Genomic DNA, 18,889 nt, shown 5'->3' on the forward strand with positions numbered 1-18,889 from the left:
GAGGATCTCCTACAGCGCGCCGGCCATCGCGGCGCAGGCGTTCAGCCAGGACCGGCGGGTCTCGACCGAGAGCCGCGGGTAGGGCACCACCGACCCGGTCACCAGGGCCGGGTCGAAAGGCACCCGGTGCACGCTGCGGGTGCGTTGGCCGTAGACCTCGACCAGGTCGCGCGCGAGACCCTCGTCGACGCGGTGCGAGGGGTCCGACAGCACGGTGATCGACTTGTACTTGAGGTTGGGGTAGCCCGCGTCCGCCAGCGCGTCGAGCATCCAGAGGCCGCTGTAGCCGGTGTCCTCGCGCACGGTGCTGGTGACGACGAGGAGGTCTGCGGCCTCGGCGGCGGCCAGCCAGTTCTCGGCGCGCATGTTGTTGCCGGTGTCGACCAGCACCAAGCGGTAGAAGCGCTCCAGGAGCCGGTGCACGTCGGTGTAGTCCTGCGCCCGGATGGTGCCGGTGACGTCGGGGCGCTCGTCAGAGGCCAGCACGTCGAAGTGGGCGTCGCCCTGGTGCCGGACGAAGGTGTCGAGGTCGCCGATCCGTGCGTCGGCCGCCGAGAACCGGTCGAGGTCGGCGATGAGCTCACGTGTGGTGTTGGTGTGGCTGCTCCTGACCGCTCGGATGCCGAGCGTGCCGCGGGTCTCGTTGTTGTCCCAGGCGACCACGCCGCCGCCTCGGACGGTGCCGAACGTGTAGCCAGCCGCCAGCACGCTGGTCGTCTTCGCGGCGCCGCCCTTGGGGTTGATGAACGCGATGGTCCGCGGCCCGTCGAACTCCTGGCGCACCGCGGCACGGGCCCGCTCGTGGGCGCGCTCCGCGCTGCTGCGGCGCGGCTGGACGGCGCCCCCGGACCACCGGGTGAGGGCACCACGCCAGCCCCACGTGGCGGGCCCCTCCTCGACCGGCGCGGTGCGGCGGTCGAGGAAGTCGCTCGCAGTCGCGTGCCGGCGTACTTCGGCGTGCCGTCGGGGCTCGGTCTCCTCGCCGGCCCCGGCCTCGGCCGGGTCAGGGGCGTCGGCACCGCGGTCGAGAGGGAGTGATCGGAGATGGGTGGGGTCGGGGGTCATCGCAGGGCCTCCGCCTTCCGAGAGCGTGGGGGGGTTCACCCCAGGGTAAAGGAACTCCCTCCTCTACCCAGGGAGGCGGAAGTCAGTCGGTCAGCAGCTCCTTGAGCACGTGCTCGACGGCCCGGTGGAAGGTCGGGTAGGCGAAGTGCATCGCGGCGAGGGTGGTGATCGGGATCTCGGCGTGGACGGCGGTGGCGATCATCGACATCACCTCGCCACCACTGGTGCCGACGACCGTGCCGCCGACCAGGATCCCCCGGTCGGCGTCGGCGACGAGCTTGACCAGGCCCTCGTCCTTCTCGAGCCAGCCGCGTGCGCCCAGGTCGCCGGTCGCGACGCGCACGTCGATCCCGGCCTCGCGGGCCTGCTTCTCGCTCATCCCGACCGAGGCGACCTCGGGCTCGGTGAAGGTGACCCTGCTGACCGCCCGGTAGTCCGCCCACGGACCGTCCTCGCCGAGCACGTCGCGCACGACGACGGCGGCCTGGTACATCGACACGTGGGTGTACTGACCCTTGCCCGTGATGTCACCGATCGCCCAGAGCCTCTCCCCCGCGTGCAGACGCTCGTCGGTCTCGACGACCTTCGCGTCCGGGTCGAGACCGACGGACTCAAGCCCGATGTCCTGGAGGTTCGGGCGCCGGCCGGCGGCGACCAGGAGCTTGTCGGCCGTCACCTGCTGGTCGCCGAGGTCGAGGGTGAAGGCGCCGTCGGCGTACGACACCCGTTCGGCGGTGACGCCGGTGAGCACCTGGATGCCGTTCTCCCGAGCGAACGCCTTCTCCAGCAGCTCGCCGGCCTCCGGCTCGTCGTTGAGGAGCAGCCGGTCGGCCATCTCGACGATCGTGACGCGCACGCCGAACCGGGAGAACACCTGCGCGAACTCGCAGCCGATCGGCCCGCCTCCCAGCACCACGATCGAGTCGGGCAGCTCGGTGAGGGCGACCGCGTCGCGGTTGGTCCAGTACGGCGTGTCCGCCAGGCCGTCGATCGGCGGTGCTGCCGGCGCGGTGCCGGTGTTGAGCACCACGCCCTTGCGGGCGGCGTACGTCGTGTCACCCACCACGACCCGGCCGGGCCCGTCGAGCCGGGCGTGACCGCGCACGAACCTCGCGCCGTTGTCGACGAGTCGGTCGACGGCGACCTGGTCGTCCCAGTCGTCGGTGGCCTCCTCGCGGATCCGGCGGGCCACCTGCGCCCAGTCGGGCTGCACCTGCGCAGCCCCGGCGAAGTCCGGCACGCGGCCGACGTCGTGCACCACGCGTGCGGCGGCGATCATCATCTTCGACGGGACGCAGCCGTAGTAGGGGCACTCACCCCCCACGAGGCGGCTCTCCACACCCACGACGTCGAGCCCGGCCCGGCCCAGCTTGATGGCGACGTGCTCGCCACCCGGGCCGAGTCCCACGACCACGACATCGACGTCCACCGTCTCGCTCATGGTGGCCACGTTCCCATGACGCACAAGTCCCATGCGGGCCCATCCACGACGGTCATGACCGACACCGGCGCATGACCTGAGTCCAGACCGGGACGCGACGCGCCTTCCTGGGCGCCGGGCTTGCCGGCGGCGCTGTTCTCGTGAGCGGCTGCACGTCCTCTGACGACCCGGAGACGCCGGCCGCGGACGTCACGTCCACCTCATCGCCCAGCAAACCGTCCACGACCACACGCGGATCGGCCGCGACCGAGTCGTCGCCCGCACCGTCGAGCAGGCGACCCGTCTCAAGGGACGCCCATCGCTCCGGAGGTGTCCGCCGGGATCGTTGGTCTGACCGCGGAACCATCGCGACGACGTCGGCGACGGAGCGGGCTCGGAGTTCACGGAGGACGCGCAACTGCTCCCGGCCGAGGCCTTCGCCGACTGAGGCGCTACTTGCCGGTGTGGTGGGCCGCCCGGGCGAACTGGAAGAGGCCGTAGCAGATGATCCCGAGCGCGATCAGGACCAGGACGACCGGTCCTCCAGGGGCGTCGAGGACCTCCTGGAGTGCCTGGTCGAGGCCGCCCGACTTCTTCGCCTCGTGGGTGACTCCGGCGTAGGCGAAGAGGATGCCGATGATCCCGACGGCGATGCCCTTGGCGACGTAGCCGGCCTTGCCGAAGTAGACGTAGGCGTCGCCCTTGCCCGTCGCGGCGATCTTCTCGCGGAACTTCTCGTTGAAGGCCTGGCGGATGTAGTTGGCGCCGTAGACGATGACCGCCAGCCCGACGATCACCACCAGGATCTGGCCACCCGGCAGGTCCATGATCTTCTTGGTGGTCGAGTCGGTGCCGCCGCCGCCACCGCCGGAGCCCGTGGCGGTGCGGATCGCGCTGATGCCGATCGCGCCGTAGAGGATCGCCTTGAACACGTCCATCGCGCGCTTGGCCCAGAGCTTGCCGCCGTCCTCCTCCTGGTGGCCGAAGGCGGCGTCGAGGAGCTTCCACAGCACCAGGGCGAAGAGACCGAGGCCGACGATCCACAGCAGCGGCGTCCCGACGGAGGTCTCGGCGAGCTGCTGCATCGCGCCCTGGCTCGATGCCTTCCCCTCCCTCTCGCCGAAGGCGAGCTGGAGCGCGAGCCAGCCGACGAGGAGGTGCACGATGCCGTAGGCGACCAGCCCGATCTTGACGGCCTTGTCGAACCACTCGGAGTTGTCGACCTGCTGGCCGGCCCGTCCGGCGCGGTTGGTTACTTCACCCATAGGGGCAGTCAAGCAGCGGTGAAGGCGGGTGGATAACACCCCTAGGGGCGGCGCGCCATGATCTGTCCGCTCAGGAGGCGGTCAGCGTCGGCTTCTGCCGGATCAGCGTGTCGAGCACCCCGTTGACGAAGGCCGGCGACTCGTCGGTCGACAGCTCCTCGACGAGCGTCATGGCCTCGCTCACGGCGACGACGTCGGGCACGTCGTCGGCGTAGAGGATCTCCCACGCGCCGATGCGCAGGACGTTGCGGTCGATGGCCGGCATGCGGACCAGCGACCAGCTGCGGGAGTACGTCGACAGCAGCTCGTCGATGCGCGCCTGCTCGGCGACCACACCGCGGATGATGTCAACGGTGTAGTCGTTGGTCGGCCCCGCACCCTCTTCGATCGCCGCATCGAGCGTCGTGATGGGGTCGTCGCCCCGCAGCTCGGCGGCGTACAGCAGGTCGAGTGCTCGCTTGCGCGCCTTGGTGCGGGCGCCCTTCACCACGGCAGGCTCAAGACTTGACGCGCCCGAGGTACGACGAGTCGCGGGTGTCGACCTTGACCCGCTCGCCCTGGGTGATGAACAGCGGGACCTGGATCTCGTGACCGGTCTCCAGCGTCGCGGGCTTGGTGCGTCCCGTCGCGGAGTCGCCCGCCAGCCCGGGCTCGGTGAAGGTGATCTCCATCTCGACCGAAGCGGGGAGCTCGATGTAGAGCACCCGACCGTCGTTGGTGGCGACGATCGCCTCGTTGTTCTCGAGGAGGAAGTTCTTGGCGTCGCCGACGATGTCGGGGGCGATCTCGAGCTGGTCGTAGGTGCCGGTGTCCATGAAGACGTAGGACGTGCCGTCGTTGTAGAGGTACTGCATCGTGCGCTTGTCGACGCTGGCGACGTCGACCTTCACGTCAGCGTTGAAGGTCTTGTCGACGGTCTTGCCGGACTCGATGTTCTTCAGCTTGCTGCGCACGACCGCGCCGCCCTTGCCGGGCTTGTGGTGCTGGAACCAGATGACCTGCCAGAGCTGGCCGTCGAGGTTGAGGACCATGCCGTTCTTGAGATCGTTGGTGGTGGCCATGAACGCGCGGACCAGCCTTCGTGTCGAGGATCGGGACGGCGCAGGGACATGTCACCAGCGCCAGCGATGCATGTTACCGGCGGGCGACGGGCCAGTCCTAACCGGCGATGGTCACCGCGGCAGCCCGCCTCGCTCGACGCTGCGCGTCTCAGAACTGCTCGGCCGCCAGCAACCCCAGCGCCTGGCGATAGCCGTCGATGCCCTGGCCGGAGACCGTGGCGAGGGCGTGCGGCTCGACGACGGACGTGTGCCGGAACTCCTCGGGACGCTGCTTGGGCTCGGAGATGTGCACCTCGACGAGCGGAGCGGTCAGCTGCGCGCACGCGTCGTACAGCGCCAGTGAGTAGTGCGTCCACGCGCCCGCGTTGAGCACCACCGGTGTGTGCTCGTCGGCGGCGGTGTTGAGCAGGTCGAGCAGCACGCCCTCGTGGTTGGTCTGCACCACCTCGACGTCCATCCCGAGCTCGTGTCCCCAGGTCGCGCAGAGGCGCGCGAGCTCGCCGTGCGTGGTGGTGCCGTAGATCTCCGGCTGTCGCTTCCCGAGCCGCCCGAGGTTGGGGCCGTTGAGCACGAGGACCTTCATGTCGCCACGCTAGCGGTCAGCGGCCCGAGACCAGGACGTCGTACGCCGCCCGCAGGTCGTCGACGGACGGGTCGGCCAGCACGCGCGGCCGGCCGATGTCGTCGAGCACGACGAAGCGCGACACCGACCCCCGAGCCTTCTTGTCCACCCTCATCGCCGCCATCAGGTCGTCGAACGAGGCGCCGGACCACTGGGTCGGCAGCCCGACCCGGGCGAAGGTCTCGTGGTGGCGGGCGACGACGTCGGCCCCGAGCGACCCGGCGCGGGCGGCCAGCTCGGCCACGAAGACGCACCCCAGCGCCACCGCCTCACCGTGCCGGACGGCGTACCCCGACGTCCGCTCGATCGCGTGCCCCATGGTGTGGCCGTAGTTGAGGACCTCGCGACCCGGATGACCATCGGACCCGCCGGTCTCGCGCAGGTCGGCGACCACGACGTCGATCTTCACCTTGATGGCCCGTTCCACGAGCTCGCGCAGCACGTCCGAGCCGGCGACCAGCTCACCGGGGGGCGTGGTCTCCACGAGCCGGAGGATCTCCGGGTCCGCGATGAAGCCGCACTTGACGACCTCGCCGAGGCCGGCCACCAGGTCCTCGCGCGGCAGCGTGGCCAGGTGCGAGAGGTCGCAGAGCACGCCCGCCGGCTCGTGGAAGGAGCCGACGAGGTTCTTGCCGGCGCCGGTGTTGATGCCGGTCTTGCCACCGACCGCGGCGTCGACCATGGCGAGCAACGTGGTCGGCACGTGCACCACGCGGACCCCGCGCAGCCAGGTGGCCGCGACGAAGCCGCCCAGGTCGGTCGTGGCGCCACCACCGACGGTGACGACGGCATCGGACCTGGTGAAGCCACGCTCGCCGAGCGCCTCCCAGCAGTCGGCTGCCACGACCGCCGACTTCGCCTTCTCGCCGTCGGGCAACCCGAGGGCGAGCACGTCGTACTCCGCCACCAGGGCGTCGAGGACCGGCTGCACGGTCTCCTCGAGCCCGCCCGGGAAGAGCAGCGCGACGCGTTCGACGCCGGGCCCGAGGATCCCGGGCAGTCGCCCGGCCAGCCCGTGGCCGACCACCACGTCGTAGGGCGCGACGCCGCGCACCGGCAGGACCGTCGCCTCAGCCATCTGCGGCCTCCAGCCCGTCGAGGGTCACCCGCACCTCGTCCGCGACCTCCTCGGCCGAACGGCCGTCGGTGTCGACCGTGACGACGGCGACCGACTCGTAGATCGGTGTCCGCTCGTCGAGGAGCGCCTTGATCCTGGATCGGACGTTGCCGAGCAGCAGTGGCCGGGCGCTGCCGAGCCCGACCCGCTTGACCGCGTCGCTCAGCCCGACCCGCAGGAAGACCACGCGGTGGCCGACGAGGGCCTCTCGGGTGGCCGGGTCGAGGACTGCCCCACCGCCGAGGGCCAGCACCCCGTCATGGGAGTCCAGCGCGTCCGCGACCGCCTCGACCTCCCGCTCGCGGAAGTAGGCCTCGCCGGAGTCCACGAAGATCTCCGCGATCGGGCGGCCCTCCGCAGCCTCGATGTCCTCGTCGGTGTCGCGCACGTCGACACCCCACGCCCGCCCCAGCAGCCCCGCGACGGTCGTCTTGCCGGCGCCCATGGGCCCGACCAGCACCGCCCGCGGCCGGCCCGGCCGGGTCACCGGAACCTCAGCGTGTCCAGATAGCTCTCGACGTTGCGCCGCGTCTCGCTCACCGCGTCGCCGCCGAACTTCTCGACCAGCGCCTCGGCGAGCACCAGGGCGACCATCGCCTCGGCGACGATCCCCGCGGCCGGCACCGCGCACACGTCCGAGCGCTGGTGGTGGGCCACGGTCTGCTCGCCCGTCGCGACGTCCACGGTGCGCAGCGCGCGCGGCACCGTCGCGATCGGCTTCATCGCGGCGCGAACGCGCAGGAGCTCGCCGGTCGACATGCCACCCTCGGTGCCGCCCGAGCGGCCCGACGTACGCCGCAGGCCCTCGTCGGTGGGCACGATCTCGTCGTGCGCCAGCGAACCCGGCGTGGCCGCCAGGGCGAAGCCGTCGCCCACCTCGACGCCCTTGATCGCCTGGATGCCCATCAGCGCGCCGGCCAGCCGGGCGTCGAGGCGGCGGTCCCAGTGCACGTGCGACCCCAGCCCCGGCGGCAGTCCTTGCGCGACGACCTCGACGACGCCACCGAGCGTGTCGCCGTCCTTGTGTGCCTGGTCGATGCGCTCGACCATCGCCCTCGACGTATCCGGGTCGAGGCAGCGGACCGGGTCCTCGTCGAGGCGAGCGACGATGCCCGGCTCGTCAGGGTGGGGTACGACGCCGGGCGGCGACGCGACGCCGCCGAGCTCGACCACGTGGCTGGCCAGGCGGATGCCGGCAGCCTGCTCGAGGAAGGCGGACGCGACCCGGCCGAGCGCCACTCGCGCGGCCGTCTCGCGGGCGGAGGCGCGCTCGAGGATCGGCCGGGCCTCGTCGAAGTCGTACTTCTGCATGCCCACGAGGTCCGCGTGGCCCGGACGGGGGCGGGTCAGCGCCGCGTTGCGTGCCAGGCCGTCGAGGATCACCGGGTCGACCGGGTCGGCCGACATCACCTGCTCCCACTTCGGCCACTCGGTGTTGCCGATCTGGATCGCCACGGGGCCGCCCTGGGTCTCACCGTGACGGACTCCGCCGACGATGGTGACCTCGTCGGCCTCGAACTTCATCCGCGCGCCCCGGCCGTAGCCCAGCCGGCGGCGGGCCAGGGCCTCGGCGACGTCGTCGGTGGTGATCCGCACGTGCGCGGGCATGCCTTCGAGGATCGCGACGAGCGAGGGTCCATGGGACTCCCCTGCAGTCAGCCAGCGCAACACGGTCCCGATCATCTCATCGAGGGCCGACCACGACGCGCGCGCGTCGGCTGGTGGTCAGCGTGAGAGCAGCGCGGAGAGCAGCGGATCGCCCCACAGGATGCCCACCAGAGCGCCCGCGGCCATGAACGGCCCGAACGGGTTGCCGCGACGAGCGATCAGCCGCAGCACGATGAGAAGACCGCCGACCACCCCGAGCAGCAGGAAGCTGAAGAACAGCCCGACCAGGACCTCCGCCAGGCCGAGCTGGCCGAGCGCGAGCCCGAGGACACCGCTGAAGCGCACGTCGCCGAAGCCCATCACCCGCGGCGAGATGAACCACGTGATGCCGAAGTAGCCGAACCACACGACCAGCCCGATCCCTGCCCGCAGCAGGTCACCGAGGTCACGGGTGGCGACCAGGCAGACCACGAGGCCGACCAGCACGACGGCGTACGCCGGCCAGACCAGCCGCTTCGGGAGCAGCAGAGTCCGCCAGTCGATCCACGCCAGCATCACCGTCAGTGGGACCAGCGGAACGAGGTAGACCAGCTCCCACGCCCAGCCGAGCTCCAGGCCGACCAGGGCAGCCGCGACCAGCGCCACCAGCCCGATCTGGACGGCCAGTCCCCGCCGGTCCGCGATCGCGACGTAGGTCTCCTTGTCCTCGACGGGCTCGTCGGGCTCCGGGACGAGCCGGATGACCCACGGCGCGGTCAGCCCGCCGGCCAGCGCGAGCAGACCGCAGACCAGGGCAGGGAGCCACTCGTTCACCCACTCGTTCACCCACTCGTTCACGGGGTCACCCGCGTTCGCAGGGCGTCCTCACCCGCACGCCGCATCTCACCGACCGGCGCAGGGGCGCCGGTGAAGAGCTCGAACTGGAGCGCCGCCTGGTGAACCAGGAGGTCCAGCCCGGACACCAGGGTCCGGCCCGCGGCCGTCGCGGCCGCCGCCAGCGGGGTCGGCCAGGGGTCGTAGAGCACCTCGAAGACGACCGGCACCTGGCTGCTCCGGTCGACGAGCGCGTCGTCCTGTGCGGACGCTGGGATCGTGCTCACCACGATGTCCCCGCTCACGGCAGCCGAGCCGAGGTCGCCTACGGCCACGGCAGGCGCCGCCGGGTGCCGCGACAACCGGTCGACCGTCTCGGCGGCCCGCACGGCGTCGCGCACCAACAGGGTGATGGAGCCGCAGCCCAGCCCTGCGAGGGCCAGCCCGACCGAGGTGGCCGTCGCGCCACCACCGAGGATGGTCGCCGCTGCGACGCTGCCCACCCCGCGCTCGGCCAGCGCGGCGACGGCCCCCGGGACGTCGGTGTTGTCACCCGCCGGACCGTCGGGTCCCAGCAGGAGCGTGTTGGCGGCACCCGTCGCGGCCGCGGTGGGCGTCAGTGACACGACGAGCCCGACCGCCTCCCGCTTCAGCGGCATCGTCAAGGACAGTCCGCGCCAGGAGTCGTCGAGGTCCCCGAGGAACGCCGCCAGGCCGCCGCTGGCCACCCGGCACGCGTCGTACTGCCAGTCGAGTCCCGCCGCGGCGTACCCAGCGCGATGCAGCGCGGGTGACAGCGAGTGCTCGATCGGGTCACCCAGGACCGCACACCTCATGGCAGCAGGATGGCAGGGCTGAGCCCGGCCACGTGGCTGATCCACACCTCAGCAGGCGTCGGAGGTCTGGCAGTACTCCTCGTACTCCGCGCGGTAGCCGAGGAACTCGTCGTAGGTCTCGGCGAACTTGGTCTCGCCGGTGCGCAGGTTGACCGTGACGTAGAAGTACCAGTCACCGTCCGCCGGATGCGCGGCAGCCTCGATGGCCGCGTCGCCGGGCGCCTCGATGGGCGTGGGCGGCAGACCGGGGTTGAGATAGGTGTTGTAGGGCGTGTCGATCGCCTTCTGCTCATCGGTGATGACGACACCGAGCTTCTGGTCGAGCCCGTAGTTGACCGCGGCGTCGATCTGGAGCAGCCCGTTGGTGTCGGAGTCGTTGGGCACGTCGAGCCGGTTGTAGATCACGCGCGCGACGTTGGGCATGTCGTCGGGGAAGGCCTCCGCCTCGACCAGGCTGGCGACGACCATCAGCTCGTGGGGTGTGTAGCCGAGCTCGGCAGCCGCCTCCTCGAGGCCGGCCTCGTCGGCTGCCTGCTGCCAGCGGTCGACCATCTTGCTGAGGATCGCCTTCGGTCCGTCGTTGGGTCCGAAGTCGTAGGTCGAGGGGAAGAGATAACCCTCAGGAAGGCCTTCGTCGGTGAGCACGGCGTAGTCGGGGAGCCCGATGGAAGCGGGGTTCTGCAGCACCTTGAGGTACTGCTCCCGGCTGAAGTCGGTGTTGCCGGCGAGGCGGTCGAGGATCTGGTTGACGGTGAAGCCCTCGGGGATGGTCACGGTGTTCTTCAGGATGTTGGCCGGGTCCACGAGGATCGCGAGGGCGTCGGCGGCCGGCATCTCCTTCTGGAGCTGGTAGTAGCCGACCTGGATGCCGTTCGCCTTCGGCTCGTTGAGTGCCGCGGCGGTGAAGGCGTCCACCGACTTCACGACGCCCTGCGCCTTCAGGTTGCGACCCATCTGGGCGACGGTGTCACCGGCCTCGACCTGGAAGGTGACCTTGCCGCGACCCGGGCCGGCGTAGTCGCCGGGCGAGGCGAGCTGGTCCTTGAGCAGCTCCACGCCGCGCGTGGCCACGAAGTAGAGGCCGCCGAAGAGGATGGCCAGCGCCACGAGCGCCGCGAGGCAGCCGGGCACGCTCCGCAGCGGCTTCTTGCGTCTGCGCCGGCCACCCTCGGGGCGGTAGTCGTCCAGGACACCGTCGTCGACGGCATCCTGCTCGGCGGAGTCGTCGTAGTCGTAGGCGTCGTCGTCGTGGCCACGACCCTGTCCGACCTCAGTCATCTCCCGCCTCAGCGATCTCTCCTGGCGCATCCCCCGTGCTGCGCTCGGTGTCCAGTGCGTGCTGCAGGATCAACACCGCGGCGGCCTGGTCGACGACAGCGCGACGCTTCTGGCCCTTGCGGCCCCGCTCCCGGAGCACGGATTCCGCTGCCACAGTAGTCAACCGCTCGTCACACAGCCGCACAGGCACGGGTGCGACGCGCCGGGCGAGCAGGCCGGCGAACTCGCGCACGCGGGCCGCCGAGGGGCCTTCGCCGCCCGAGAGGGAGAGCGGGAGACCGACCACGACCTCGATGGCCTCGGCCTCCGCGAGCAGCTCCACCAGCCGGTCGAGGTCGCCGGGACCGCGCCGGACCGTCTCCACCGGGGTCGCCAGGAAGCCTGACGGGTCGCTGCGCGCGACGCCGATCCGTGCCTCGCCGGGGTCGAGCCCCAGCCGGGTGCCGTGACGCATCGAGGGTGCCTAGGCGCCGGTGGCGCGGGCTACCTCGGTCTCGACCAGCGCCAGCGCCTCGTCGACGCGCGAGGCGTCGGCGCCGCCGCCCTGGGCGACGTCGTCCTTGCCGCCACCCCTGCCGCCGACCAACGGACCCACGACCCGCACCAGCGCGTTGGCGGACACCCCTCGCTCGCGCGCGAGGTCGTTGACCGCCGCCACCACCGACACCTTGCCGTCGGCGACACCGATCACCACCGCCACACCCGGCTCGCCCGCTGGCAGGCGGCCGCGCACGTCGAGCGCGAGCTGGCGCACGTCGCCGCCGCCCACCCCGTCGGCGCGGTGAGCCACGAGTCGGACCGGCCCGACCAGGCGGGCGCCGGAGGCCAGGTCGGACCCAGCGTCGAGCAGCTGCTGCACCCGGACCTTCTCGATCTCCTTCTCGGCGGCACGAAGGCGCTCCACGATGTCGTGGACCCGCTCAGGCAGCTCCTCTGGCCGCACCTTCAGCGTGTCCGAAAGCTGGGCCACCAGCACGTGCTCGCGGGCCAGGAAGCGGTAGGCGTCGCCGCCCACGAGGGCCTCGACGCGGCGTATGCCGGAGCCGATCGACGACTCGCCCAGCAGCTTGATGACGCCCAGCTGTCCCGAGCGACCGGCGTGGGTGCCGCCGCAGAGCTCACGCGCCCAGTCGCCCACCGAGACCACCCGCACCTGGTCGCCGTACTTCTCGCCGAACAGCGCCATCGCGCCCGAGGCGACCGCCTCGCGCTGCGTCATCACCTCGGCGTGCACGGAGAGGTCGTCGAGGATCACGTCGTTGACGCGCGCCTCGACGTCGGCCATCACCGAGGCGGGCACGGCTCCCGCGGCGGAGAAGTCGAAGCGGAACCGGCCGGGCGCGTTCTCCGAGCCGGCCTGCGTGGCCGTCTCGCCGAGCGCCTCGCGGAACGCCTTGTGCACCATGTGCGTCGCGGTGTGCGCGCGCGAGATCGAACGACGACGCTCGAGGTCGACCGCCGCGTGGGCGCGCAGCCCGGGCGTCACCTCGCCCTCGAGCACGCGGGCGTGGTGCACCACCAGCCCGGTGATCGGCGACTGGACGTCGAGCACCTCGACGCGCGCGCCGTTGTCGAGCTCGATGTGGCCGGTGTCGGCGAGCTGCCCACCGCCCTCGGCGTAGAACGGGGTGCGGTCGAGGACCAGCTCCACCTCCGCGCCGGCACTCGCCGTGCTGACCACGCCGTCCGCGGCGACCAGACCCGCGACGGTGCCCTCGCTCACGGTCTCGGCGTAGCCGGTGAACTCCACCGGCCGGCCGAGCCTGTCGGCGACGGCGCGGTACGCCGAGGCGTCGCGGTGGCGCCCCTTCTTCGACCTGGCGTCGTCCTGGGCGCGTCGGCGCTGCTCGCCCATCAGCCGGCGGAACTCCACCTCGTCGACGACCAGCCCCTGCTCGGAGGCCATCTCGAGGGTCAGGTCGATCGGGAACCCATAAGTGTCGTGCAGCGCGAAGGCCCGCTCGCCGCTGAGCGTGTGTCCCCCGCCCTGCTTCACCTCGCGCGTCGCGAGGTCGAAGATCTGCGTGCCGGCCCGCAGCGTCTGCCGGAAGGCGTCCTCCTCGGCGTAGGCCACCGTCGAGATGCGCTCCCAGTCGGTGATCAGCGACTCGTAGGTCTCGCCCATCTTGTCGCGGCTCAGCGGCATCAGCTCGGGCAGCACGCGGTCCTCGACGCCCAGCAGCCGCATGGAGCGCACCGCGCGACGCAGCAGCCGGCGCAGGACGTAGCCGCGCCCCTCGTTGCCGGGGGTGACCCCGTCGCCGATGAGCATCATGCCGCTGCGGACGTGGTCGGCGACGACGCGCAGGCGTACGTCGTCGTCGTGGTCGGCGCCGTAGCGCTTGCCGCTGATCTCCTCCGCTCGCCGGATGACCGGCATCATCACGTCGATCTCGTACATGTTCTCGACGCCCTGCAGCAGGAAGGCGACCCGCTCGAGACCCATTCCGGTGTCGATGTTCTTGTTGGGGAGGGACCCGATGATGTCGAAGTCCTCCTTGCTGCGCACGGCGCCGAGCTCGTCCTGCATGAAGACGAGGTTCCAGATCTCGAGGTAGCGGTCCTCCCCCTTCGGGCCGAAGTCGCCGTCCGGCCCGTAAGCGGGCCCTCGGTCGTAGAGGATCTCCGAGCACGGGCCTCCCGGACCGGGGACGCCCATCGACCAGTAGTTCTCCTTGGGGCCCAGGCGGATCACCCGGTCGTCGGGGACGCCCGTGATGCGCTTCCACAGCTGGAGGGCCTCGTCGTCGCCGTCGAGGATCGAGGGATAGAGGCGGCTCTCCTCGAGCTCCCAGCCGCCGTCCGCCAGCGGCTTGGTGACCAGCTCCCAGGCGAGCCGGATCGCCCCTTCCTTGAAGTAGTCGCCGAAGGAGAAGTTGCCGCACATCTCGAAGAACGTGCCGTGCCGCGTGGTCTTGCCGACGTCCTCGATGTCGGGCGTGCGGACGCACTTCTGCACGCTGACGGCGCGGTCGTAGGGAGGGGTCTCCTGGCCGAGGAAGAAGGGCTTGAAGGGCACCATCCCCGCATTGACGAACAGCAGCGTCGGATCGTCCAGCAGCAGGGACGCCGAGGGCACGGCTGCGTGGGCGCCCACCGAGGTGTCCTCGGCGAAGTGCGCCACGAACCGGCGTCTGATCTCGGCGGTGTCCATCAGGCTGTCCCTTCTTCGCTGGTCGAGCTCGTCGAGCCGTCCCGGCGGTGCCGGGGCGTCTCGATCTCCTTCGGACCACTAGGCACGAGGTGGAGTCGCTCCCGCAACTCGGTTTCCTTGTCGGCCTGACCCTGGGCGACCTCGTCGCGGAAGGCGCGCAGGCCGACGAGCGCGGCGCCGGCCCGATCACGGAGACCGTCCGGTGTGAAAGCCTCCGCGAGGCGACGGGCGCGGACCACGGCGTAGACACCGACCCCCGCCCCGGCTGCGAACCAGAGGGTGCGCGGCATCAGGCTGCGTCCTCCCCGCGGTGCACGCCGGCCCGCTGCAGGTCGGCCAGGTGGCGCCTGGCGGCGCGGACGTCCGCGCGCCGCTGCTTGCGGGCGCGCTTGACCTCCTGGCGCATCAGGAACCGGATCCGGTGCCGCGTCTCGGGCGACAGCGCCCGGCCCACCCCGTAGGCGAGCGAGACGCCCTTCACCAGCGACTCACGCAGCACCAGGTCGGCGAACAGCGATCCGTCGATCCGGTGGTCGCTCGCCGGCGCGGGCTCGTCGATCCGCGTGATGACGACAGCCCCGGCTGTCGAGGAAGACGCGCCGGCGCCGGTCGCGAGAGGTCCAGGCCTCGCCTCGAGCTCGTCGACGCGTTCCTGCAGGTCGGCGATGACGGCGTACGCCGCCGCCAGCTCTTCGCGCCGACGCGAACGGTCGCGGTGCAGGGCCGCCGCGAGCGCCAGGAAGCCCAGCGCCAGCAGGGTGACAGGCACCCAGACGACCCACTCACTCACACCGGAACCCTAACGGGTCACGCCGCGGACCATCTTCCTGATGCGTTCCCACCGCTCCTTGACAGCGCCCTCCGCCCCGAGCGAGGTCGGCTGGTAGTAGCGGGCGTCCTGCACCACGTCGGGGGCGTACTGCTGCTCGGCGACGCCGAACGGCTCGTCGTGGCTGTACTTGTAGCCCTGACCGTGGCCGAGCTTCTTGGACCCGCCGTAGTGGGCATCGCGCAGGTGCGCCGGCACCGGGCCGATCTTGCCGGCCCGTACGTCGGCGGTCGCGGCGTCGATCGCCATGATGACCGCGTTGGACTTGGGCGCGACGGCGAGGGCGATGGTGGCCTGGGCCAGGTTGAGCCGGGCCTCCGGCATCCCGATCAGCTGGACGGCCTGGGCCGCGGCCATCGCCGTCGTCAAGGCGGTCGGGTCGGCGAGGCCGATGTCCTCGCTGGCCAGGATCACCAGCCGGCGGGCGATGAAGCGCGGGTCCTCCCCCGCCTCCATCATCCTGGCCAGGTAGTGCAGCGCGGCGTCGGCGTCGGAGCCGCGGATCGACTTGATGAACGCGCTCGTCACGTCGTAGTGCTGGTCGCCCTGCCGGTCGTAGCGCACTGCTGCCTGGTCGACGGCCGTCTCCGCGGTCTCCAGGTCGATCGCCGACGAGACCTTGGACGTCGCCGCACCCGCGGCGGCCTCGAGATAGGTGAGCGAGCGCCGCGCGTCGCCGCCGGACAGGCGGACCAGGTGGTCCATCGCCTCGTCGGTGATCGTGAACCCACCCGCGAGCCCGCGCTCGTCGGCGAGCGCGCTCGTCATCACCTCTCGGACGTGGTCGTCGGTCAAGGGCTCCAGCCGGAGCAGCAGGCTGCGCGAGAGCAGCGGCGAGATCACCGAGAAGAAGGGGTTCTCGGTCGTCGCCGCGACCAGCGTCACCCACCGGTTCTCCACCCCGGGGAGGAGCGCGTCCTGCTGAGCCTTCGAGAACCTGTGCACCTCGTCGACGAAGAGCACCGTCTCGCTGCCCCCGCGGACCAGCTCCTGTCGGGCGCCGTCGATCGCCGCGCGTACCTCCTTGACGCCCGCGGCGACGGCCGAGACCTCGACGAAGCGCCGGTCGGTCTGCTGGCTGAGGATCCCCGCGATCGTGGTCTTGCCGGTGCCGGGTGGTCCCCACAGGAGCAACGACAGCGACTGGCCGCCCTCGATCAGCTGGCGCAACGGCGACCCGGGGGCGCGCAGCTGCTCCTGCCCGACCAGCTCGTCGAGCGTGCGCGGACGCATCCGCACCGCCAGCGGCGCCGCCGCGTGCGCCGACCCCGCCAGCGACCCCGCACCGGGGTCCACAACACGAGCCGCGCCCATCTCGAACAGCCCGTCCACAGGTCGACCCTAAGCGGTCCCGCCGACGTCAACCGACTCGGCCGACGGGCGACTTCCGGGCCAAGACGCTCAGACCCCGGTGACCGCCTGCTTCTTCACGTCGAACCAGGTCTTGTCGTAGCTCGGGCTCGGCGGCGGGACGTCGATCGTGGAGCCGCCCGAGGTGGGGCTGCCCTGGTCGTCGACACCCAGGATCCCGGTCGTGATCGGCCGCGTGGGGTGCTCGTGGAGCTCGCCGGCGAAGTGGCAGGCCACCTTGTGCCGCTTGCCGATCTGCAGCAGCGGCGGCTCGACCTTCGCGCAGATCTCCTTGGCGATCGAGCAGCGAGTGCGGAACCGGCAGCCGGACGGCGGGTTGATCGGCGACGGCACGTCGCCCTCGAGCCGGATCCGCTCGCGCCGACCACCGATGGCAGCCTGCTTGACGTCGGGGACGGCCGAGAGCAGCGCCTGGGTGTAGGGGTGGTTGGGGTGGGAGTAGATGGTCTCGCGGTCGCCGATCTCGACGATCTTGCCGAGGTACATGACGGCGATCTCGGGGCAGAAGTGCCGCACCACCGCAAGGTCGTGGGCGATGAAGAGGAACGCGATGCCGAACTCGTGCTGCAGGTCCTGGAGCAGGTTGATCACCTGCGCCTGGATCGACACGTCGAGCGCGGAGACCGGCTCGTCGGCGACGAGCAGCTTGGGGTTCAGGGTCAGCGCCCGGGCGATGCCGATGCGCTGGCGCTGGCCGCCGGAGAACTCGTTGGGGTAGCGGTTGTAGTGCTCGGGGTTGAGGCCCACCACCTCGAGCAGCTCCTGAACGCGCGGCAGGATCTGGTTCTTGGGCACGATGTTGTGCACCGAGAGCGGCGCTCCGACGATCGCGCCCACGGTGTGACGGGGGTTCAGCGAGGTGTAAGGATCCTGGAAGATCATCTGCACGTTGCGGCGCAGTGGCTTCATCTCGCGCTGGCTGAGCTTGGCGATGTCGTGGCCCTCGAACATCATCGAGCCGCCGGTCGGCTTGTAGAGCCGGGTGATCAACCGTCCGGTCGTGGACTTGCCGCAGCCGGACTCGCCGACGAGTCCGATCGAACCCGCCTCGGGCACCTCGAAGGAGATCCCGTCGACGGCCTGCACGTGACCCACGGTCCTGCGGACCAGGCCCGGCGCCTTCACGGGGAAGTACATCTTCAGGTTCTCGACCCTGAGCACCGGCTTGGCGTCGGGGTCGAGCGCGGACGCGACGTGGCCCAGCTCGGCCAGCTGGCCGAACGAGGCGATGCTGGCCCCGGACTCGTGGGCGGCGGTGACGTCGGCGGCAGCCGGGTCGGCAACGGATCCAGCAGCTGGGTCAGCGGCCGGCGAACGGCTGCCGGTCGCGCTGTCCGCGTCGTCGGTGGAGGAGATGTTCACGTCGGTCATCGAGACTCCTCCTGAACCAGCTCGGGTGCGATCTCCGGGAGCACCTCGGTCTGGTAGATGGCGTCGGGGTTGGGCAGGTGGCAACGCTTCAGGTGGGCGTCACCGCGCTTGCCCGGCGTCAGCTCGGGCAGCTCGGTCACGCACAGGTCGCCCGGCACCTTGTCGCGGTGCACGCAGCGGGGGTGGAAGGCGCACCCGCTGGGGGGACGCAGCAGGCTCGGCGGGTTGCCCGGGATCGGGATCAGCCGCGCGCTCGTGTCGGCGGCGACGTCCGGCACGCTCGAGAGCAGACCCCACGTGTAGGGCATCTCCGGGTGCGTGAGCAGCTCCTTGCAGGAGCCGTACTCGACTGCGCGGCCGGCGTACATCACCAGGACGTCGTCCGCCATCTCGGCGATGACACCGAGGTCGTGGGTGATGATGATGACGGCGGAGTTGAACTCGCGCTGGAGGTCCTGGAGCAGGTCGAGGATCTGCGCCTGCACCGTGACGTCGAGCGCGGTCGTGGGCTCGTCCGCGATGAGCAGCGACGGGTCGTTGATCAACCCCATCGCGATCATCGCGCGCTGCCGCATGCCGCCGGAGAACTGGTGCGGGAAGTCGTCGACCCGGCGGTCGGGCTGCGGGATGCCGACGCGATCGAGCATGTCGATCGCCTTGCGGCGAGCGTCGCGCTTCGAGGCGCCGCTGTGGTGGACGAGGTAGGCCTCGGACAGCTGGTCTCCCACCTTGTAGAAGGGGTGCAACGCCGCGAGGGCGTCCTGGAAGATCATCGCCATCGCGTTGCCGCGCAGCTTGCGCATCCGGGACTCGCCCAGGCCGATCACCTCGGTGCCGCCGACGCGGATCGAGCCGGTGATCTGGCTCGATTTGGCGTCGTGCAGGCCGAGCACAGCCATCGACGAGACGGACTTGCCCGAGCCGGACTCACCGACGATCCCGAGCGTCTTGCCCATCTCGACGGAGTAGCTGAGGTCGGTCACCGCGGTGACGACCCCGTCCTCGGTCGGGAACTTGACGGTCAGGTCCTCGACGATGAGGAACGGTTCGGACGAAGAAGCAGACTCGGACATGGCCTC

At 71.0% G+C, this 18,889-nt stretch carries 19 protein-coding genes; all 19 read right to left on the reverse strand.

The window, feature by feature from the left end:
* Positions 1–9: 9 nt before the first annotated feature.
* Positions 10–1,065, reverse strand: coding sequence for a hypothetical protein (locus ABD295_RS08620; RefSeq protein WP_344303283.1), 1,056 nt, complete (start codon positions 1,063–1,065; stop codon positions 10–12).
* 82 nt (positions 1,066–1,147) lie between these two features.
* Positions 1,148–2,506 (reverse strand): dihydrolipoyl dehydrogenase family protein, encoded by a 1,359-nt coding sequence (locus ABD295_RS08625; RefSeq protein WP_344303284.1) that lies wholly within the window; start codon positions 2,504–2,506, stop codon positions 1,148–1,150.
* A gap of 431 nt (positions 2,507–2,937) precedes the next feature.
* A complete protein-coding gene (locus ABD295_RS08630) occupies positions 2,938–3,750 on the reverse strand; it encodes a DUF1206 domain-containing protein (RefSeq protein WP_344303285.1) in 813 nt (270 codons plus the stop codon).
* A 70-nt stretch (positions 3,751–3,820) separates the two neighbouring features.
* Entirely contained in the window at positions 3,821–4,237 is a 417-nt protein-coding gene (gene nusB, locus ABD295_RS08635) for a transcription antitermination factor NusB (RefSeq protein WP_344303286.1), read from the reverse strand.
* A 10-nt stretch (positions 4,238–4,247) separates the two neighbouring features.
* Positions 4,248–4,811 carry an elongation factor P gene (efp, locus tag ABD295_RS08640; protein ID WP_344303287.1) on the reverse strand — a complete coding sequence of 188 codons (564 nt, stop codon included), beginning with the start codon at positions 4,809–4,811 and terminating at the stop codon, positions 4,248–4,250.
* A 148-nt stretch (positions 4,812–4,959) separates the two neighbouring features.
* On the reverse strand, positions 4,960–5,394 hold the full coding sequence (locus tag ABD295_RS08645) for a type II 3-dehydroquinate dehydratase (protein ID WP_344303288.1): 435 nt from the start codon (positions 5,392–5,394) through the stop codon (positions 4,960–4,962).
* A gap of 16 nt (positions 5,395–5,410) precedes the next feature.
* Positions 5,411–6,511 (reverse strand): 3-dehydroquinate synthase, encoded by a 1,101-nt coding sequence (gene aroB / locus ABD295_RS08650; RefSeq protein ID WP_344303289.1) that lies wholly within the window; start codon positions 6,509–6,511, stop codon positions 5,411–5,413.
* On the reverse strand, positions 6,504–7,037 hold the full coding sequence (locus tag ABD295_RS08655) for a shikimate kinase (protein WP_344303290.1): 534 nt from the start codon (positions 7,035–7,037) through the stop codon (positions 6,504–6,506). The genes aroB and ABD295_RS08655 overlap by 8 nt, the downstream gene beginning before the upstream one ends.
* Positions 7,034–8,221, reverse strand: coding sequence for a chorismate synthase (gene aroC, locus ABD295_RS08660; protein ID WP_344303291.1), 1,188 nt, complete (start codon positions 8,219–8,221; stop codon positions 7,034–7,036). The genes ABD295_RS08655 and aroC overlap by 4 nt, the downstream gene beginning before the upstream one ends.
* 54 nt (positions 8,222–8,275) lie before the next feature.
* Complete coding sequence (locus ABD295_RS08665) at positions 8,276–8,995, reverse strand: prepilin peptidase (RefSeq protein WP_344303292.1); 720 nt, start codon at positions 8,993–8,995, stop codon at positions 8,276–8,278.
* Complete coding sequence (locus ABD295_RS08670; protein WP_344303293.1) at positions 8,992–9,807, reverse strand: shikimate dehydrogenase; 816 nt, start codon at positions 9,805–9,807, stop codon at positions 8,992–8,994. The genes ABD295_RS08665 and ABD295_RS08670 overlap by 4 nt, the downstream gene beginning before the upstream one ends.
* Before the next feature lie 48 nt (positions 9,808–9,855).
* Positions 9,856–11,085, reverse strand: coding sequence for an endolytic transglycosylase MltG (gene mltG, locus ABD295_RS08675; RefSeq protein ID WP_344303294.1), 1,230 nt, complete (start codon positions 11,083–11,085; stop codon positions 9,856–9,858).
* Positions 11,078–11,539, reverse strand: a complete 462-nt coding sequence (gene ruvX, locus ABD295_RS08680; protein ID WP_344303295.1) for a Holliday junction resolvase RuvX — start codon at positions 11,537–11,539, stop codon at positions 11,078–11,080. Before ruvX ends, mltG begins: the two co-directional genes overlap by 8 nt.
* A gap of 9 nt (positions 11,540–11,548) precedes the next feature.
* Positions 11,549–14,239, reverse strand: a complete 2,691-nt coding sequence (alaS, locus tag ABD295_RS08685; protein WP_344303296.1) for an alanine--tRNA ligase — start codon at positions 14,237–14,239, stop codon at positions 11,549–11,551.
* On the reverse strand, positions 14,239–14,529 hold the full coding sequence (locus ABD295_RS08690; protein WP_344303297.1) for a DUF6167 family protein: 291 nt from the start codon (positions 14,527–14,529) through the stop codon (positions 14,239–14,241). The genes alaS and ABD295_RS08690 overlap by 1 nt, the downstream gene beginning before the upstream one ends.
* The gene (locus tag ABD295_RS08695; protein WP_344303298.1) at positions 14,529–15,029 is read right to left on the reverse strand and encodes a hypothetical protein; all 501 of its coding nucleotides are present in this window, start codon (positions 15,027–15,029) and stop codon (positions 14,529–14,531) included. Before ABD295_RS08695 ends, ABD295_RS08690 begins: the two co-directional genes overlap by 1 nt.
* Before the next feature lie 9 nt (positions 15,030–15,038).
* On the reverse strand, positions 15,039–16,382 hold the full coding sequence (locus tag ABD295_RS08700; protein WP_344303337.1) for a replication-associated recombination protein A: 1,344 nt from the start codon (positions 16,380–16,382) through the stop codon (positions 15,039–15,041).
* An 87-nt stretch (positions 16,383–16,469) separates the two neighbouring features.
* A complete protein-coding gene (locus ABD295_RS08705) occupies positions 16,470–17,576 on the reverse strand; it encodes an ABC transporter ATP-binding protein (protein WP_425574021.1) in 1,107 nt (368 codons plus the stop codon).
* Positions 17,577–17,806: 230 nt separating this feature from the next.
* Positions 17,807–18,883 (reverse strand): ABC transporter ATP-binding protein, encoded by a 1,077-nt coding sequence (locus ABD295_RS08710; RefSeq protein ID WP_344303339.1) that lies wholly within the window; start codon positions 18,881–18,883, stop codon positions 17,807–17,809.
* Positions 18,884–18,889: the final 6 nt, after the last annotated feature.

This window comes from Nocardioides bigeumensis, from assembly GCF_039531755.1.
In the GTDB taxonomy this organism is placed as follows: Bacteria; Actinomycetota; Actinomycetes; order Propionibacteriales; family Nocardioidaceae; genus Nocardioides; species Nocardioides bigeumensis.

Coding starts and splice junctions, on each gene's coding strand:
- ABD295_RS08620 (WP_344303283.1), bottom strand. CDS start 1,065: ATGACCCCCGACCCCACCCATCTCCGATCACTCCCTCTCGACCGCGGT.
- ABD295_RS08625 (WP_344303284.1), bottom strand. CDS start 2,506: ATGAGCGAGACGGTGGACGTCGATGTCGTGGTCGTGGGACTCGGCCCG.
- ABD295_RS08630 (WP_344303285.1), bottom strand. CDS start 3,750: ATGGGTGAAGTAACCAACCGCGCCGGACGGGCCGGCCAGCAGGTCGAC.
- efp (WP_344303287.1), bottom strand. CDS start 4,811: ATGGCCACCACCAACGATCTCAAGAACGGCATGGTCCTCAACCTCGAC.
- ABD295_RS08645 (WP_344303288.1), bottom strand. CDS start 5,394: ATGAAGGTCCTCGTGCTCAACGGCCCCAACCTCGGGCGGCTCGGGAAG.
- aroB (WP_344303289.1), bottom strand. CDS start 6,511: ATGGCTGAGGCGACGGTCCTGCCGGTGCGCGGCGTCGCGCCCTACGAC.
- ABD295_RS08670 (WP_344303293.1), bottom strand. CDS start 9,807: ATGAGGTGTGCGGTCCTGGGTGACCCGATCGAGCACTCGCTGTCACCC.
- mltG (WP_344303294.1), bottom strand. CDS start 11,085: ATGACTGAGGTCGGACAGGGTCGTGGCCACGACGACGACGCCTACGAC.
- ruvX (WP_344303295.1), bottom strand. CDS start 11,539: ATGCGTCACGGCACCCGGCTGGGGCTCGACCCCGGCGAGGCACGGATC.
- alaS (WP_344303296.1), bottom strand. CDS start 14,239: ATGGACACCGCCGAGATCAGACGCCGGTTCGTGGCGCACTTCGCCGAG.
- ABD295_RS08690 (WP_344303297.1), bottom strand. CDS start 14,529: ATGCCGCGCACCCTCTGGTTCGCAGCCGGGGCGGGGGTCGGTGTCTAC.
- ABD295_RS08700 (WP_344303337.1), bottom strand. CDS start 16,382: ATGGGCGCGGCTCGTGTTGTGGACCCCGGTGCGGGGTCGCTGGCGGGG.
- ABD295_RS08705 (WP_425574021.1), bottom strand. CDS start 17,576: ATGTACTTCCCCGTGAAGGCGCCGGGCCTGGTCCGCAGGACCGTGGGT.
- ABD295_RS08710 (WP_344303339.1), bottom strand. CDS start 18,883: ATGTCCGAGTCTGCTTCTTCGTCCGAACCGTTCCTCATCGTCGAGGAC.